We start from the raw sequence: 14,628 nt of genomic DNA, 5'->3' as shown, positions 1-14,628 counted from the left end.
CTTTCGGGTCGGTTGCACTTGCCCCTATTTAAGGACGCGCGCGAAAATGCACAAACGCCCCAGTGGGCGCAACGCGCTGACTGGGGGCGATCCCGACGACAGGCCGGGACCGGAAGGCAATGCTTCCGGAGATCGGTTGGCGTTTACGCGCTGCGGGGGTGCGAGTCAAGCCGGGTGGGGGTGGCTGGCGAAAGGCCGCCATGCAAAAGCCGCGCCCCCGGCGTGGAGACGCGGCTGATTTGGAGGAGAGGGCGGTGCGCTTAGGCCGCGTTACGCAGCGCGTCGATCTGCGCATGGGCGCGGGCGATGGTGCCTTCGGCGTCCACGGCCAGCTGGTCCGCTGCGACGAAGGTCACATCAGTGATGCCCAGAAAGCCCAGCACGAAACGCAGGTAGCCACTGGCGAAATCGGCGGCGGAATCGATGCCCGTCCCGCCCGAGGCGAAGGCCACGATGACGCGTTTATCCTCCAGCAGCCCTTGGGGGCCGTCTTCTGTGTAGCGGAAGGTCACGCCAACGCGGGCGATCAGGTCAATCCACGCTTTCAGCGAGGCCGGAATGGTGAAGTTGTAGATGGGCGCGCTGATCACGATCGTATCGGCGGCCTGCACTTCGGCGACCAGCGCGTCGGAGAGGGCGAGGGCTTCTTGATCCAGCTCTGTGCGCTCTTCGGCGGGTTTCACCCGGGCGCTGGCCCATGTCGAATCGATCAGTGGCAGGGGCTCGCTGGCGATGTCACGGGTGACGACGTCGCTGTCGCCCAGGGTTGCGATGATCCGGTCCGTCAGTTGGCGGGTGACGGAGTTTTCGCGGTTCACCGAGGTTTCGATGCGCAATATGGCCATGGTGTTGATCCTTGTTCCAAGGGTAAATCTGATGGCATGGAATTGGCCATTGTGCTCGCGAACGCAACTGCCAGAATGAGCGTGACCATGTTCGTAAATGCACAAGTCGGGAAGGCGAGGTGAACAATGGACAATTGGGATGAGATCAGGACCGCCTATCAGGTCGCCCAGCTTGGCACCGTGAGCGGCGCGGCAGAGGTGCTGGGCGTGCACCATGCCACCGTGATCCGCCATATCGACGCCCTGGAAGGGCGGCTTGGCGTGAAGCTGTTTCAGCGCCATGCACGCGGCTACACGGCCACCGAGGCGGGGGAGGACCTGCTGCGGGTGGCGCGGGCGACGGACGATCAATTCAGCCAATTGGCCGGGCGGATCAAAGGGCGCGGCAGCGATGTTTCGGGGGAGTTGGTGATCACCTCGCTTGATTTCCTCGCCCCGCAGCTTGCGCCCTTGCTGACCGAGTTCCAGCGCCAGAACCCCGATCTTGTGGTCCGCTATCTGATCGGAGACCGCTTGTTCCGGCTGGAATATGGCGAGGCGCATGTCGCCATCCGTGCCGGGGCCGCGCCGGATCAGCCCGACAATGTGGTGCAGCCCTATGCGCAGCTGGCGATGGGGGCCTATGCCAGCCGAGATTATGTGGCGCAGTACGGCATCCCGCAGGGGCCGGAGGATTACCACAAGCACCGTTTTTCATCGCCGCCGACAACCGCGACAGCCGCGCGCCCTATCACAAGTGGCTCTGGGCCACGGTGCCAGAGGAAAGCGTGACATGGCGCAGCACCAGCGGTGCGGCGCTGGAGGCGGCATTGCGGGCCGGGGCCGGGATCGGCGGCTTGCCCGCTGCCATGGGGCGCAATGATCCGGAATTGGTTGAGATTCACGCCCCCCGCCCCGATTGGGGCAGTGCGCTGTGGCTGGTCACCCATGTCGATCTGCACCGCACCAGCAAGGTGCAGGCGGTGCTGCGGTTCCTCAAGGAACATGCCGAGGATGCGGTCGCATGTCCCGAATAAGCGCCGCGGCGCAGGGGCATCTGGCGATGCTCTGCTTCTCGGCTCTGGTGGCCGGGTCATTCTCGCTCGGGGCGCAGGTGGCGAATGAGATCACGCCGACGGCGCTGAACGCCGTGCGTTTCGCCTTGGCGACGGCCTTGGTCGGGGCCTTGGCATGGGGGCGGGGCGATATCAGCCGGGCGGGCTTTGCAGCACCTTGGCGCTACTTCGTGCTGGCAGGGCTGTTCACGCTTTACTTCGTCTTGATGTTCGAAGGGTTGAAGACCGCGCCCCCGGTGGCTGCGGCGGCGGTCTTTACCCTCGTGCCGGTGATGGCGGCGGGGTTCGCCTGGCTGCTGATGCGGCAGGTCATGACGCCGCGCATGGCGCTGGCGCTGGCCATCGGCGGGGCCGGGGCGCTTTGGGTGATCTTTCGCGGCGACCTCGCGGCGATTTTGGCTTTCGACATCGGGCGGGGGGAGGCGATTTATTTTGTCGGCTGCATCAGCCACGCGCTTTATACCCCCATGGTAAGGCGGCTGAACCGCGGAGAAAGCGCGGTGATGTTCACCTTTGGCACCCTGTTGGCAGGCACGGTGCTCTTGGGGCTTTACGGCTGGAAAGACCTTCGCGCGACCGATTGGAGCGCGCTGCGCCCCTTGGTCTGGATCACCATCCTCTATGTCGCGGTCTTTGCCACGGCGGCCACGGTGGTTCTGCTGCAATTCGCGGCGCTGCGGCTGCCTTCGGCCAAGGTCATGGCCTACACCTATCTCACGCCCAGCTGGGTGATCCTGTGGGAGTTGGGCTTTGGCAATGCCCTGCCGGGGGCGCTGGTCTGGGGCGGGGTGTTGATGACGATCCTCGCGCTTTCGCTGCTGCTGCGCGCGGATGGCGAAGAAAAGTCATAAAAATTCAAAAAGTTGCGGAATCGGCGGAACCTAAGCGCGACGCCCGGCGTTGGGGCGTGAATTAACAGTGAAGGACACCACCATGCGTAGTATTATTTACCTGATCGGGTTGATCGTCGTGGTTTTGGCTATTTTGCGTTTCGCATTCGGCGTCATCTGACCGTCGATTGATCCTCCCCTTGTCTTATTTACCTCGTGGCAAGGGGGGATCACTCTATTTATATATGTATCACCTACTCTGACCCTGAGCGCATCCCGCCTTCGCTGCCCTCAGGCAGTTCGATCTCCAAAAAACGCTCGAAGGCATCAAGGTTCACCGGCTCGAATTGCCCGAACCCCTGCATCCAGACCGACGCATCGCGCAGCGCATCCGGTTCCAGCTTGCACCATTTCACCCGCCCCCGCTTTTCCTGACTGATCAGCCCCGCCGCTGTCAGCACGCCCAAATGTTTCGAGATCGCGGCAAGCGACATCTCGAAGGGTTCGGCGACATCGGTCACGGCCATATCATCCTCCAACAGCATGGCGAGGATGGCGCGACGCGTGGGGTCGGCAAGAGCGGCAAACACCTGATCGAGATCTTGGGTCATACGCTTGAATAGCGCGGGGCGCGCGTAGGCGAAAGCGGGCATTGCAGCTAACTTAACCGCTGAGTTGAATAACCCTTCGGCGCGATTTCCTTGGGATTTGCCGGACCCGTTTCAAGTGTGGGTTGCCTCCGCCTCCCGTAAGCCCTTGTAAACTCGTGAAAACCCGCGGCAGCCAAGGTTGTTGACTCTAACCCGCCCTGACAGTAGCACCGCAGCAGATATTCCTAAGGGGATTTTGGTGTGACCAGCCCGGACCAACGGCAGCAGATGGAGCAGCTTGAGGCCAGACTGGCGGCTGCGAAAGAACGCGGCGCACCCAAGCCCCGGGCGGATGAACATTATTCGCAGGCCAGTATGGCATGGCGGATGGTGATCGAACTTGTGGCCGGTCTTGGGATCGGTTTCGGCATCGGATACGGGCTGGATGTGCTCTTTGGCACGCTGCCCATCTTCATGGTGCTCTTTGTAATGCTGGGCCTTGCGGCGGGGGTGAAGACGATGCTCCGCACCGCTGAGGAAATCCAGGGTAAACAACAGGCCGAACCGGCCGAACAGGATACGCCCCATTCGGGCAAGGACGAGGGAGCCTGAGATGGCAACAGAGACACACGGCGCTGAAACAGGCGGTCTGGAATTCCACCCGATGGACCAGTTCATCGTATCGCCGCTCTTTGGCGACGATGCTTCCGTTGCTTGGTACACCATCACCAACGCGACCTTCTGGATGGCGCTGGCGGTTCTGGCCACTTTCGCGATGCTCGTTCTGGGCAGCGCGCGCCGCTCGGTCGTTCCGGGCCGCATGCAATCGGTTGCTGAACTGGCTTACGGCTTCATCCACAAGATGGTCGAAGACATCTGCGGCAAAGAAGGGCTGAAGTTCTTCCCCTATATCATGACACTGTTCATGTTCATCGTGATGGCGAACTTCCTCGGCCTGATCCCCACGGCCTTCACCCCCACCGCGCATTTCTCGGTGACCGTGGTGCTGGCGCTGGCGGTGTTCATCACCGTGACCGTCGTCGGCTTCGTCAAGAATGGCGCGGCGTTCCTGAGCCTCTTCTGGGTGTCCTCGGCGCCTCTGGCCCTGCGCCCCGTGCTGGCGATCATCGAGCTGATCAGCTACTTCGTGCGCCCGGTCAGCCACTCCATTCGTCTGGCGGGCAACGTCATGGCGGGCCACGCGGTGATCAAAGTTTTCGCCGGTTTTGCTGCCATCGCAGTGATCTCGCCGGTGTCGGTCGTCGCGATCACCGCGATGTACGGTCTCGAAGTGCTGGTGGCCTTCATTCAGGCCTATGTCTTCACCATCCTGACATGCGTGTACCTCAAGGACGCGCTGCACCCGGCACACTAACAACCCCAACAACGGCGGGGTTTCCCGTCAAAGTTTTAACTTCCAATCGTAAGGAGATACCCCAATGGAAGGTCAACTCGCACATATCGGCGCAGGCATCGCAGGTCTCGGCACAGGCATCGCAGCCCTGGGTGTCGGCAACGTTGCCGCCAACTTCCTGTCCGGCGCACTGCGCAACCCCTCGGCAGCCGCAAGCCAGACAGCGACCCTGTTCATCGGCATCGCGTTTGCAGAAGCTCTGGGGATCTTCTCGTTCCTCGTCGCTCTGCTGCTGATGTTCGCTGTCTAAGCTCTCGGAACTGTAATCCTTACGAGCGGGCAGGCGCGCATCGCCGTGTCTGCCCGGCTGTAACGGCAAAGTTTCCAAGGAGAAGCCACGATGGCAACTGTAACAACCAGCGACGGGCTGGCCGACGCGACCGGCATTGCGACTCATGCTGCCGAAACGCCGGGCATGCCGCAGCTGAACTTCGATCACTGGGGCAACCAGATTTTCTGGCTGATCCTGGCGCTGATCGCCACCTACCTGATCCTGTCGCGCGTGGCTCTGCCCCGTATCGGTGCGGTTCTGGCCGAGCGCCAAGGGACCATCACCAATGACATCGCGGCTGCCGAAGACCTTAAGGTAAAGGCACAGGAAGCCGAAGCCGCCTATGACAAGGCCCTGATCGACGCCCGTGCCGAGGCACAGCAGATCGTGGCTCAGGCAAAAGCGGACATGCAGGCTGATCTGGATGCCGAAATGGCCAAGGCCGATGCCGAGATTGCCGCGCAAGTGGCGGAATCGGAAAAAGCCATCGCCGAAATTCGCGCGGGCGCCATGGACAACGTACAAGCCGTTGCCAAGGACACCGCCGAGGCCCTCGTCGCCGCTCTGGGTGGCACCGCCGATACCGCAACCGTCAGCGCTGCCGTCGACGCGCGGATGAAAGGATAAGCCATGACCAAATCCATGCGCCTGACACTTTCGACCCTGCTCGCCGGTCTCGCCGCTTCGCCGGCGCTTGCCGCCACGGGGCCTTTCTTTTCGCTGCGCAACACCGATTTCATCGTGTTGCTGGCCTTCCTGCTGTTCCTTGGGATCCTGATTTACTTCAAGGTGCCAACGCTTTTGATCGGCATGCTCGACAAACGCGCCGACGGCATCAAGACCGAGCTGGAAGAAGCCCGCGCCCTGCGTGAAGAAGCGCAAACCCTGCTGGCCTCTTACGAGCGCAAGCAGAAAGAGGTGCAGGACCAAGCGGACCGGATCGTGTCTTCTGCCAAGGAAGACGCCCGTCTCGCCGCCGAACAGGCACGGGCGGATATGGCCAAGTCGCTTGAGCGTCGCATGGCCGCCGCGAAAGACCAGATCAGCTCGGCCGAGGCCGCCGCTGTGAAGGAAGTTCGCGACCAAGCCGTGACCATCGCCGTGGCCGCCGCGCGCGACGTGATCGCCAAGCAGATGACCGCCGCACAGGGCAACAAGCTGATCGACAATGGCATCGCTCAAGTCGAAGCCAAGCTGCACTAAGCCAGCGCCTTATAGATTTTTGAAAGCCCCGGCCTCGCCGGGGCTTTTTCTTTTGAGTTAGGCTTTTGTTAACTCTGCCGGGGCAGGGTTGAACCATGCGGTTGCTCGTTATCATTGCAATGTTGATTGGCCTCGCGGCCTGTACGGCACCCAGTCGGGAGTTCCGCGGGCTGCCGGCGCAGCGGATCACCGTGGAGGGGTCGGTGTTCGATGTGCGCGTACGGGGCGAGCGGGCAGAGGCGGTGCGCGTAAACACCCAATACGCGCCGCGCTTTGGCCCCATCCGCGCGCGGGCCGGGCGCGCGATGGCACTGGTTAGCGGCTGTGAGGTGAAGGAGGTTCTGGGCGATCAGGCGCTGGCGCTTGGGGTGCTAGACTGTGATTAGACCGGGCTTTGTATTGCGGCATCGCACGAGGTGAGGGGCGCGGAATGGGCGAGGTGTGCTATCCACCCGCTCCGACTAGGCGCCCCGTAGGGCAAACACGCCGATCAAGACAATATCTTGTGGATAACCGCCGACCGCCCCCTCTCCCTTGGGGCTTTTGATTGACTCGGACCCATGCCAAACGGCAAGTTCGCCGCTCAGGCGAGAATCAATCACGGCAGGGCTAACTTGCGCTTTTCCAAACTCAGATTAACCGGCTTCAAAAGCTTCGTGGACCCGACTGACCTCGTCATTTCCGACGGGTTGACCGGGGTCGTGGGGCCGAACGGCTGTGGCAAATCCAACCTGCTCGAAGCGCTGCGGTGGGTGATGGGCGAAAACCGCCCGACCGCCATGCGCGGCGGCGGCATGGAAGATGTGATCTTCGCCGGTGCCTCCTCCCGGCCCGCACGCAATTTCGCCGAAGTGGCGCTGCACCTCGACAACAGCGACCGGTTGGCGCCTGCGGGGTTTAACGAGCAAGACGCGCTTGAAATCGTCCGCCGGATCACCCGCGATGTCGGCAGTGCCTATAAGGTGAACGGCAAGGATGTACGCGCCCGCGATGTGCAGATGCTTTTCGCCGATGCCTCGACCGGGGCGCATAGCCCCGCCTTGGTCCGGCAGGGACAGATTGCCGAGTTGATCAACGCCAAGCCAAAAAGCCGCCGCCGCATTTTGGAAGAGGCCGCTGGCATCTCGGGCCTGTATCAGCGCCGCCATGAGGCCGAGTTGAAACTCAACGGGGCGGAGCAAAACCTCGCCCGCGTAGATGATGTGGTTGAACAACTGGCCGCGCAATTGGCCACGCTGGCCCGGCAAGCCCGGCAGGCGGCGCGGTATCGTGAGATTGGCGAAGCATTGCGCCATGCCGAAGGCTTGTTGCTGTATCGCCGCTGGCGCGAAGCCGATGAGGCGCGTTCGAAAGCCGAGGGGGAATTGCGAGCCCGCGTCGCCGCCACGGCAGAGGCCGAAGCGCAGGTGCGCCGTGTAGCCGAGGGGCGGGCAGAGGCCGAAGCCGCCTTGCCGCCCCTGCGCGAGGAAGAGGCAATTGCGACTGCGATCCTGCAACGTCTGACCACGCAGCGCGACACCCTGACCGAGGAAGAGGCGCGGGCGGCGTCGCTGATCGAAACCCTGACCGGACGCGTTGCCCAGCTGACCCGCGATATCGAACGCGAAGGCGGGCTGAATCGCGACGCGGAAGAAACGATCGCGCGCCTCGAAGAGGAAGCGGAAGACCTCGCCAAGGCGGACAAGGGGCACGACAGCGCGGTTGCGGCGGCGGAACAGGCCGCGCGCGAGGCAGCCGAAGTCTTGCAAACCCGCGAGGCCGATCTCTCTCAGCAGACCGAAGACGTAGCCCGTTTGGCCGCGCGCCACAGTTCGGCGGAACGCTTGCTTCAGGACAGCCGCAAGACGTTAGAGAAGTCGGAAGCCGAGGCCCGCAAGGCCCGCGATGCGGTGGCCCAAAGCCAAGCGACCCTCGACAAGGCCGGGCTAGATTTCGCGGCGGCTGAGAAGGCCGAAGCCGCTGCCGTCACCGCCTCGGCGGCGGCGGATGCCGCCCTTTTGGCTGCCGAAGAGACCCGCGCCGACACGCAGTCGCGCGAGGCTGAGGCCCGCGCGGAGCGCTCTGAGGCGGAGGGCGAGGCCAAGGCCCTGCGCGCCGAGGTTGGCGCGCTGGCAAAGCTGGTGGAGCGTGACAGCGCCGAAGGCGGGCAGATTCTCGACCGGTTGCAGGTGGAACAGGGCTTTGAGAAAGCGCTCGGCGCGGCCTTGGCCGATGACCTGCGCGCGCCCGAGGTAGAGGCCGATCGCCCCTCAGGCTGGGCGCATTTGCCGAGCTACCCGGCGCCGCAGCCGCTACCCGCCGGGGTGACCCCGCTCACACAGCATGTCACCGTGCCGCAGGTGCTAGAGCGCCGGATGGCCCAAGTCGGGCTCGTTGATGCCGAAGCGGGCGCAGAGCTTCAGGCGCAGTTGCAGCCGGGGCAGCGCTTGGTGTCGAAGGAAGGCGATCTTTGGCGGTGGGACGGTTTCCGCGCGATGGCCGAAGATGCGCCATCGGCCGCCGCGCTGCGCTTGCAGCAGTTGAACCGGTTGGAAGTGCTGAAACAGACGCTGGAACAGGCCAGCACCCGTGCCGATGCCGCGCGGGCGGCGCATGAGACCCTGCAACAGCAATTGGCCGAACAGGCCGAGGCTGACAAACGGGCCCGCGAGGCGCGGCGCGATGCGGACCGGCAGGTCGCCGAGGCGGGCCGCGCCCTGAGCCGGGCAGAGGCGGATCGCAACCTCGCCCAAAGCCGGTTGGAATCCCTCGGCCTTGCCGTGAAACGCCATGAGGAAGCCGCGATCACCGCGCGGGCCGAGGTGATGGACGCCGAGCGCACGCTGGCGGGCTTGGATGACCTCTCCGCCGCCCGTGCGACGGTTGAAGATGTCCGCATGACGGTCGAGGCGTCGCGGATCACCATGATGTCGCGCCGCTCGGCCCATGACGAGTTGCGCCGCGAGGGCGAGGCGCGCAGACGGCGGCTGCAAGAGGTCGCGAAAGAGGTCAGCGGCTGGCGGAATCGCTTGGAAACGGCGGGCAAGCGCAGCGCTGAATTGGTCGAGCGCAAGACCGCGTCGGAGGCCGAATTGATGGAGGCAAGCGCTGCCCCGGCGGAGATTGCGGCGAAGCGCGAAGACCTGTCAGGCGCGATCACATCTGCCGAGGCCCGCCGCGCCCATGCCACAGAAACGCTGGCCGCCGCAGAAGCCGCATTGAAAGCCGCGACGGATGCCGAGCGTGACGCGGAGCGGCAGGCATCGGATGCGCGGGAGGCCCGTGCCCGGGCCGAGGCCCGCAGCGATGCCGCCCGTGAAACGGTGACCCATGCGGCAGAGCGCATTCAGGACGAACGGCAAAGCACGCCCGAGGCGCTGCGCGATGCGCTTGATGTCGAGACGGATCAGATTCCACCTGTGGAAACGCTTGAAGAGGACGTGAACCGGTACAAGCGGCAGCGGGATTCCTTGGGCGCGGTGAACCTGCGCGCCGAGGATGATGGGAAAGAGATACGCGAAGAGCACGAAGCGCTGCTGACCGAGAAGGCCGATCTGGAAGAGGCGATCAAGACCCTGCGCAGCGGCATTGCGGGCCTCAACCGCGAGGGGCGGGAGCGGCTGTTGACCGCCTTTGATCAGGTGAACGCGAATTTCTCGATGCTGTTCACCCATCTCTTCGGCGGCGGTGAGGCGAACCTTGTGATGGTCGAAAGCGACGATCCCTTGGAAGCCGGGCTTGAGATCATGTGCCAGCCGCCGGGCAAGAAGCTGAGCACCCTGAGCCTGCTGTCGGGTGGGGAGCAGACGTTGACCGCGATGGCGCTGATCTTTGCCGTCTTCCTCGCCAATCCGGCGCCGATCTGTGTGCTGGATGAGGTTGATGCGCCGCTTGATGACGCAAATGTGACCAGGTTCTGCGATCTGCTGGATGAGATGTGCCGTCAGACCGACACGCGCTTTCTGATCATCACGCACCATGCGGTGACGATGGCCCGGATGGACCGGCTCTTTGGCGTCACCATGGCGGAGCAGGGGGTGAGCCAATTGGTTTCTGTCGATTTGAAAAAGGCGGAAACGCTGGTCGCGTGAAGGTGGGAGACGCCGGTGGCTTGGACCGGCCCTTAAAGCGGGTGCGCATCAGTTTGCCGCGGGCTTTCGTAGCCGTTGGTCCGGTGGTGTGAGCCGGATGGCCCGGGCGGAGTTTCGCGTGAACGAAGGGTTGTGATCAGCCTTTGCGCGCGACGGTGACGCCGGCAACATCCTCAATAAACGTTAGAATTCGGGCCTTTACCGCATCATCCTTGATGGAGCCGATGGCGTTTACGATGTCGAGCGAGGGGTCGTTGCTGGCCTCGGGCTTGTCATCATCCAGCCCTTCGAAGAAATAGCCGGGGGTGACGTTGAGTATCCGGGCCAGCTCATGCAAGCGGCTGGCGGCGATCCGGTTGGAGCCGATTTCATACTTCTGAATCTGCTGAAACGACAGTTTGAGTTCGCGTGCCACATCGGTCTGGGATTGCCGTCGCAGGGTGCGTGCCTGCTTGAGCCGACGACCGACGTGAACGTCTACGGGGTGGGACATGGTTCAATACCTCAGGTTGAGTACCATATATTCACTACCCGCAATGTATTGAGGATCAATTGCCTAGATCTGGCCTCTTTGCGTTAACCAATTCACCCTAGCTGTATGGATTATGTTGCGTTACCGGGTGATTCATGTACCATCCCTTGCCAATGAACCAGCATATGTCCGATATCGAGCCGGTCGCACCCGTGCCCCAGACCTTGCAAAAGGAGCCCGCCCCGGCCCTTTTGTTCGAGATGATGCGCTCTTTCGTGACGCTGGCGCATACTTTGAACCTCAGCCATGCGGTGGCCGAATTGGCCAGCACACGGCAGACGGTCCGGCGACATATCCAGCAGTTGGAAGAGGCGATGGGCGCGCCGCTCTTCACGATTGAGAACCGCCGTTATTCCCTGACCAAAGCAGGCGTCGAGGCCTTGCCCGAAGCGCGCGATATTCTCGACCGGGGCAAGCTGTGGCTGGATGGCAAGACGCGCCATGCCGATGGCATGCTGCGCCTTTCCCATGAAGAGCCGAACGGCTGGTGTTTTCACCAACAACAGCAGCCCCTGTCGCTGATCTGGGATGGCGGCTCTGCCATGCTTCAGGCCGTTCTACAGGCGTGGAGCCTGAGCCGCGGTGAGTTGGAGAGCGAGGCCTTCCGCGCCATGCGCCCCTATGTGCTGGTTTACCGCGACTCGCCTAACGGATGGATTTGTACCGAAGTAGGCGAGAAATCCTTTTACACGCAATGGTGGGGCTGGACCAACGCGCGCAGCAGCATAGGACGGCCGATCAAGCTGTTTCCGGGCGGGCCTGAGTTCGAGAATATGCTGAACTACCCCTTTCGGGAGGTTGAGGCGACCTGTGGCGTTCGATTGGACGAGGTGGTCACCGAAATCCCGCGGGAGGAGGGGGGCGCGCCGGTGCCTCTGGCCTATAAACGTTTGCTGATGGCCGGGCGCTATCCGGACAAGAGCTTTGCCCTGATCGCGGCGGTCGACCGGTCGACCTCGGTCAATATCGTCGGCGTGGATGACAGTTTCCTGCGCGAAATGCCTTTGGATGCGAAGGTGACTTTCGCAGGCTAAGGGGTACGGAGCGTGAGATGCGAAAAGGGCCGCCCAACAGGGGCGGCCCTTTCTGTTTCGTCCTTGGCGACAGGCTTAGCTGATCGCCGCGGCTTTCACGTCGTCGTCGATATGGGGCAGGTACTGCTCGAAGTTGTCCGAGAACATCTTGACCAGTTTTGCCGCCTGACGGTCGTAGGCCTCCGGGTCGTCCCAGGTCCGGCGCGGGTCGAGCAGGATGTCGGCAACGCCGTTCACCTCGACAGGGACATCGAAGCCGAAGTTCGGGTCCTTACGGAACTCCGCATCCGCCAGACGGCCTTCGAGCGCGGCGCTAAGCAGGGCGCGGGTCGCCTTGATCGGCATCCGCGAGCCGGTGCCGTATGCGCCGCCGGTCCAGCCGGTGTTCACGAGCCAGCAGGTGGCGCCGTGTTGGGCGATCTTTTCGCGCAGCAGGTTGCCGTAAACCTCGGGCCGACGCGGCATGAAGGGGGCGCCAAAACAGGTGGAGAAGGTGGGCTCCGGCTCGGTCACGCCACGCTCGGTGCCCGCCACCTTAGAGGTGAAGCCCGACAGGAAGTGATACATCGCCTGCGCCGGGCTCAGCCGCGCGATCGGGGGCAGCACGCCGAAAGCGTCACAGGTCAGCATGATGATGTTCTTCGGGTGGCCGCCGACGGCCTTCTCGCTGGCGTTCGAGATGTAGTGCAGCGGGTAGGCGGCACGCATGTTGGCGGTGAGCGAGTCGTCGTCGAAGTCGAGCTCGAATGTGTCGGGATCGAAGACCATATTCTCGATCACGGTGCCGAATTTGGAGGTCGTCGCGTAGATCTCCGGCTCCGCCTCGGGGTTGAGGTTGATGGTCTTGGCATAGCAGCCGCCTTCGAAGTTGAACGTGCCGTTGTCGGACCAGCCATGCTCGTCATCGCCGATCAGCGTGCGCTCGGGATCGGCGGAGAGGGTGGTCTTGCCGGTGCCCGAGAGGCCGAAGAAGACGGCGGTGTCGACCGGGTTGCCGTTGGCGTGGTTGGCCGAGCAGTGCATCGGCATGATGCCTTTTTCCGGCAGCAGGTAGTTCAGCAGGGTGAAAACGGATTTCTTGTTCTCGCCCGCGTATTCGGTGCCGCCGATGAGGATCATCTTACGGTCGAAGTTCATCGCGATCACGGTCTCGCTGCGGCAGTCATGCTTGGCCGGATCGGCTTGGAAGCTGGGGCAGTTGATGACGGTGAAATCGGCAGTGAAGTCCTTCAACGCTTCGGCATCGGGGCGGCGCAGCATGGTGCGGATGAAAAGCCCGTGCCATGCCAGTTCGGTCACCATGCGCACGTTGATCGCATGTTTGGGGTCCGCCCCGCCGACGAGGTCTTGGACGAAGTAGTCCTTGCCCTGCATATGTGCGAGCATGTCTTCGTAAAGCGCGTCGAAGCCCTCGGGCGACATCTCCGCGTTGTTTTCCCACCAGATGCTGTCGGCCACGCTGTCGGTCTTGACCACATGTTTGTCCTTGGGCGAACGGCCCGTGAACTTGCCGGTGGTCACGAGGAAGGCCCCGCCTTTGCCAAGGCTGCCTTCGCCCCGTTTCAATGCCGCCTCGACCAGCGCAGGCTCGGTCAGGTTGTAATAGACATCGCCAAGCCCGCTGATCTGTTGATCCTCAAGGCTGAACTGCGGGTTTACCCGTCCAAATGTCATATGATGTCTCCTGTGGTAGCGCTTGAGCAGCGCAGAACGTGTCCGAGCGGGCGCAATTGCCCTGGGCGTCGGGGGCCTTGAGAGCCTCTTAACACGGGCGTTTTCTGGTTGAACAGGCAGCTTTGTCACAGTTAGCGCCATCATCTAAAACTTTGTTTCCGAGCGCTTAGATCCCGGCCCGATGCGGCGCGCGCGGCCCCGGCGCCCTCCCGGACCGGCCCGGTCAAAGTGCGGCAATTTAGCCATTCCTAACCAAATTATGACGGAATTGGTGCATCTCAGAGGCACGATTCGCACTTAAGGATTGATTCGATCTGTAATATTGGAGATCACTGTCTCCAAAAATAAGAACGAATTGAGCAGCATAAGGAAGCAGGCAATGTCAAAGATCGCATTGGTAGACGATGACAGGAACATCCTGACATCCGTTTCGATGACTCTTGAAGCTGAAGGTTTCGAAGTGGAAACCTATAATGATGGCCAGGCGGCGCTGGACGCCTTCAACAAGAAACTGCCCGATATGGCGGTGCTGGACATCAAGATGCCCCGTATGGACGGCATGGATCTGCTGCAACGTCTGCGCCAGAAAACCGCGATGCCGGTGATTTTCCTGACCTCCAAGGACGATGAGATCGACGAGGTGCTGGGCCTGCGCATGGGGGCTGACGATTACGTCAAAAAACCCTTTAGCCAGCGCCTGTTGGTCGAGCGTATCCGCGCCCTTCTGCGCCGCCAAGACGCGGTCGAGACCAACGAGGTCGGCGATACAGAAGAGACCAAAGTGATGGAGCGTGGCGATCTGCGGATGGACCCGCTGCGCCACGCGGTCAGCTGGAAGGGCAAGGATGTGTCGCTGACCGTGACCGAATTCCTGCTGCTGCAAGCCCTCGCGCAGCGCCCCGGTTTCGTGAAATCACGCGACCAATTGATGGATGTGGCCTATGATGATCAGGTCTATGTGGATGACCGCACCATCGACAGCCATATCAAGCGCCTGCGCAAGAAGATGCGCAGCGCGGATGATGAATTCTCGGCGATCGAGACGCTTTACGGCATCGGCTATAGATATAACGAAGAGTAAACCCGTCGGTTAACGCGGGTCGAAAGGAA

14 protein-coding genes and 1 pseudogene are annotated in these 14,628 nt (G+C 62.5%); 11 read left to right on the top strand and 4 right to left on the bottom strand.

All coding sequences use genetic code 11. The features are described from left to right. Window positions 1-260: 260 nt before the first annotated feature. Window positions 261-845 (bottom strand): NAD(P)H-dependent oxidoreductase, encoded by a 585-nt coding sequence (locus tag J7392_RS05300; RefSeq protein ID WP_209216524.1) that lies wholly within the window; start codon window positions 843-845, stop codon window positions 261-263. Between the two features lie 126 nt (window positions 846-971). Here J7392_RS05300 and J7392_RS05295 point away from each other — a divergent pair. Together J7392_RS05295 and J7392_RS05290 are read left to right on the top strand one after the other, a co-directional pair. Beyond that, window positions 972-1,861: pseudogene (locus tag J7392_RS05295) on the top strand (LysR family transcriptional regulator). Next, entirely contained in the window at window positions 1,849-2,751 is a 903-nt protein-coding gene (locus J7392_RS05290) for a DMT family transporter (RefSeq protein ID WP_209216523.1), read from the top strand. Before J7392_RS05295 ends, J7392_RS05290 begins: the two are co-directional and overlap by 13 nt. 233 nt (window positions 2,752-2,984) lie before the next feature. On the opposite strand, the gene J7392_RS05285 is transcribed toward J7392_RS05290, so the two are convergent. Further along, the gene (locus J7392_RS05285; protein ID WP_209216986.1) at window positions 2,985-3,341 is read right to left on the bottom strand and encodes a metalloregulator ArsR/SmtB family transcription factor; all 357 of its coding nucleotides are present in this window, start codon (window positions 3,339-3,341) and stop codon (window positions 2,985-2,987) included. 240 nt (window positions 3,342-3,581) lie between these two features. Between J7392_RS05285 and J7392_RS05280 the strand changes: the two genes are divergently transcribed. The 7 genes from J7392_RS05280 to smc all read left to right on the top strand — a co-directional run bounded on the left by J7392_RS05280 (window position 3,582) and on the right by smc (window position 10,278). After that, entirely contained in the window at window positions 3,582-3,932 is a 351-nt protein-coding gene (locus tag J7392_RS05280; RefSeq protein WP_209216522.1) for an AtpZ/AtpI family protein, read from the top strand. A gap of 1 nt (window position 3,933) precedes the next feature. Beyond that, window positions 3,934-4,695 carry a F0F1 ATP synthase subunit A gene (locus J7392_RS05275; protein ID WP_067260637.1) on the top strand — a complete coding sequence of 254 codons (762 nt, stop codon included), beginning with the start codon at window positions 3,934-3,936 and terminating at the stop codon, window positions 4,693-4,695. A 64-nt stretch (window positions 4,696-4,759) separates the two neighbouring features. Beyond that, window positions 4,760-4,984 (top strand): F0F1 ATP synthase subunit C, encoded by a 225-nt coding sequence (locus J7392_RS05270; protein WP_007118046.1) that lies wholly within the window; start codon window positions 4,760-4,762, stop codon window positions 4,982-4,984. 90 nt (window positions 4,985-5,074) lie between these two features. Beyond that, the gene (locus J7392_RS05265) at window positions 5,075-5,632 is read left to right on the top strand and encodes a F0F1 ATP synthase subunit B' (RefSeq protein WP_136720208.1); all 558 of its coding nucleotides are present in this window, start codon (window positions 5,075-5,077) and stop codon (window positions 5,630-5,632) included. A gap of 15 nt (window positions 5,633-5,647) precedes the next feature. Further along, window positions 5,648-6,208 carry a F0F1 ATP synthase subunit B gene (locus J7392_RS05260; RefSeq protein ID WP_209216985.1) on the top strand — a complete coding sequence of 187 codons (561 nt, stop codon included), beginning with the start codon at window positions 5,648-5,650 and terminating at the stop codon, window positions 6,206-6,208. Between the two features lie 95 nt (window positions 6,209-6,303). After that, window positions 6,304-6,594: a hypothetical protein gene (locus J7392_RS05255; protein ID WP_209216521.1), complete on the top strand. Its 291-nt coding sequence runs from the start codon at window positions 6,304-6,306 to the stop codon at window positions 6,592-6,594. A gap of 228 nt (window positions 6,595-6,822) precedes the next feature. Continuing rightward, a complete protein-coding gene (gene smc / locus J7392_RS05250) occupies window positions 6,823-10,278 on the top strand; it encodes a chromosome segregation protein SMC (protein ID WP_209216520.1) in 3,456 nt (1,151 codons plus the stop codon). Window positions 10,279-10,414: 136 nt separating this feature from the next. Here the strand turns inward: smc and J7392_RS05245 are convergent, their stop codons facing one another. Continuing rightward, the gene (locus J7392_RS05245; RefSeq protein ID WP_209216519.1) at window positions 10,415-10,771 is read right to left on the bottom strand and encodes a helix-turn-helix transcriptional regulator; all 357 of its coding nucleotides are present in this window, start codon (window positions 10,769-10,771) and stop codon (window positions 10,415-10,417) included. Between the two features lie 164 nt (window positions 10,772-10,935). Here J7392_RS05245 and J7392_RS05240 point away from each other — a divergent pair, with 164 nt between their 5' ends. After that, complete coding sequence (locus J7392_RS05240) at window positions 10,936-11,844, top strand: LysR family transcriptional regulator (protein WP_247744473.1); 909 nt, start codon at window positions 10,936-10,938, stop codon at window positions 11,842-11,844. Between the two features lie 75 nt (window positions 11,845-11,919). On the opposite strand, the gene J7392_RS05235 is transcribed toward J7392_RS05240, so the two are convergent. Beyond that, the gene (locus J7392_RS05235; protein WP_209216518.1) at window positions 11,920-13,518 is read right to left on the bottom strand and encodes a phosphoenolpyruvate carboxykinase; all 1,599 of its coding nucleotides are present in this window, start codon (window positions 13,516-13,518) and stop codon (window positions 11,920-11,922) included. 379 nt (window positions 13,519-13,897) lie between these two features. Between J7392_RS05235 and J7392_RS05230 the strand changes: the two genes are divergently transcribed. Then, entirely contained in the window at window positions 13,898-14,599 is a 702-nt protein-coding gene (locus J7392_RS05230) for a response regulator transcription factor (RefSeq protein ID WP_067260621.1), read from the top strand. Window positions 14,600-14,628: the final 29 nt, after the last annotated feature.

The sequence above is a fragment of the Sulfitobacter sp. R18_1 genome, assembly GCF_017743915.1.
In the GTDB taxonomy this organism is placed as follows: Bacteria; Pseudomonadota; Alphaproteobacteria; order Rhodobacterales; family Rhodobacteraceae; genus Sulfitobacter; species Sulfitobacter faviae.
The sequence above is the reverse complement of the archived record's forward strand: the minus strand, read 5'-3'. Positions and strand labels throughout refer to the sequence as shown.

Excerpts from the sequence above, each read along its gene's own strand:
- J7392_RS05300 (WP_209216524.1), bottom strand. The coding sequence starts at position 845 with ATGGCCATATTGCGCATCGAAACCTCGGTGAACCGCGAAAACTCCGTC.
- J7392_RS05290 (WP_209216523.1), top strand. The coding sequence starts at position 1,849 with ATGTCCCGAATAAGCGCCGCGGCGCAGGGGCATCTGGCGATGCTCTGC.
- J7392_RS05285 (WP_209216986.1), bottom strand. The coding sequence starts at position 3,341 with ATGACCCAAGATCTCGATCAGGTGTTTGCCGCTCTTGCCGACCCCACG.
- J7392_RS05275 (WP_067260637.1), top strand. The coding sequence starts at position 3,934 with ATGGCAACAGAGACACACGGCGCTGAAACAGGCGGTCTGGAATTCCAC.
- J7392_RS05270 (WP_007118046.1), top strand. The coding sequence starts at position 4,760 with ATGGAAGGTCAACTCGCACATATCGGCGCAGGCATCGCAGGTCTCGGC.
- J7392_RS05265 (WP_136720208.1), top strand. The coding sequence starts at position 5,075 with ATGGCAACTGTAACAACCAGCGACGGGCTGGCCGACGCGACCGGCATT.
- J7392_RS05260 (WP_209216985.1), top strand. The coding sequence starts at position 5,648 with ATGCGCCTGACACTTTCGACCCTGCTCGCCGGTCTCGCCGCTTCGCCG.
- J7392_RS05255 (WP_209216521.1), top strand. The coding sequence starts at position 6,304 with ATGCGGTTGCTCGTTATCATTGCAATGTTGATTGGCCTCGCGGCCTGT.
- J7392_RS05245 (WP_209216519.1), bottom strand. The coding sequence starts at position 10,771 with ATGTCCCACCCCGTAGACGTTCACGTCGGTCGTCGGCTCAAGCAGGCA.
- J7392_RS05240 (WP_247744473.1), top strand. The coding sequence starts at position 10,936 with ATGTCCGATATCGAGCCGGTCGCACCCGTGCCCCAGACCTTGCAAAAG.
- J7392_RS05235 (WP_209216518.1), bottom strand. The coding sequence starts at position 13,518 with ATGACATTTGGACGGGTAAACCCGCAGTTCAGCCTTGAGGATCAACAG.
- J7392_RS05230 (WP_067260621.1), top strand. The coding sequence starts at position 13,898 with ATGTCAAAGATCGCATTGGTAGACGATGACAGGAACATCCTGACATCC.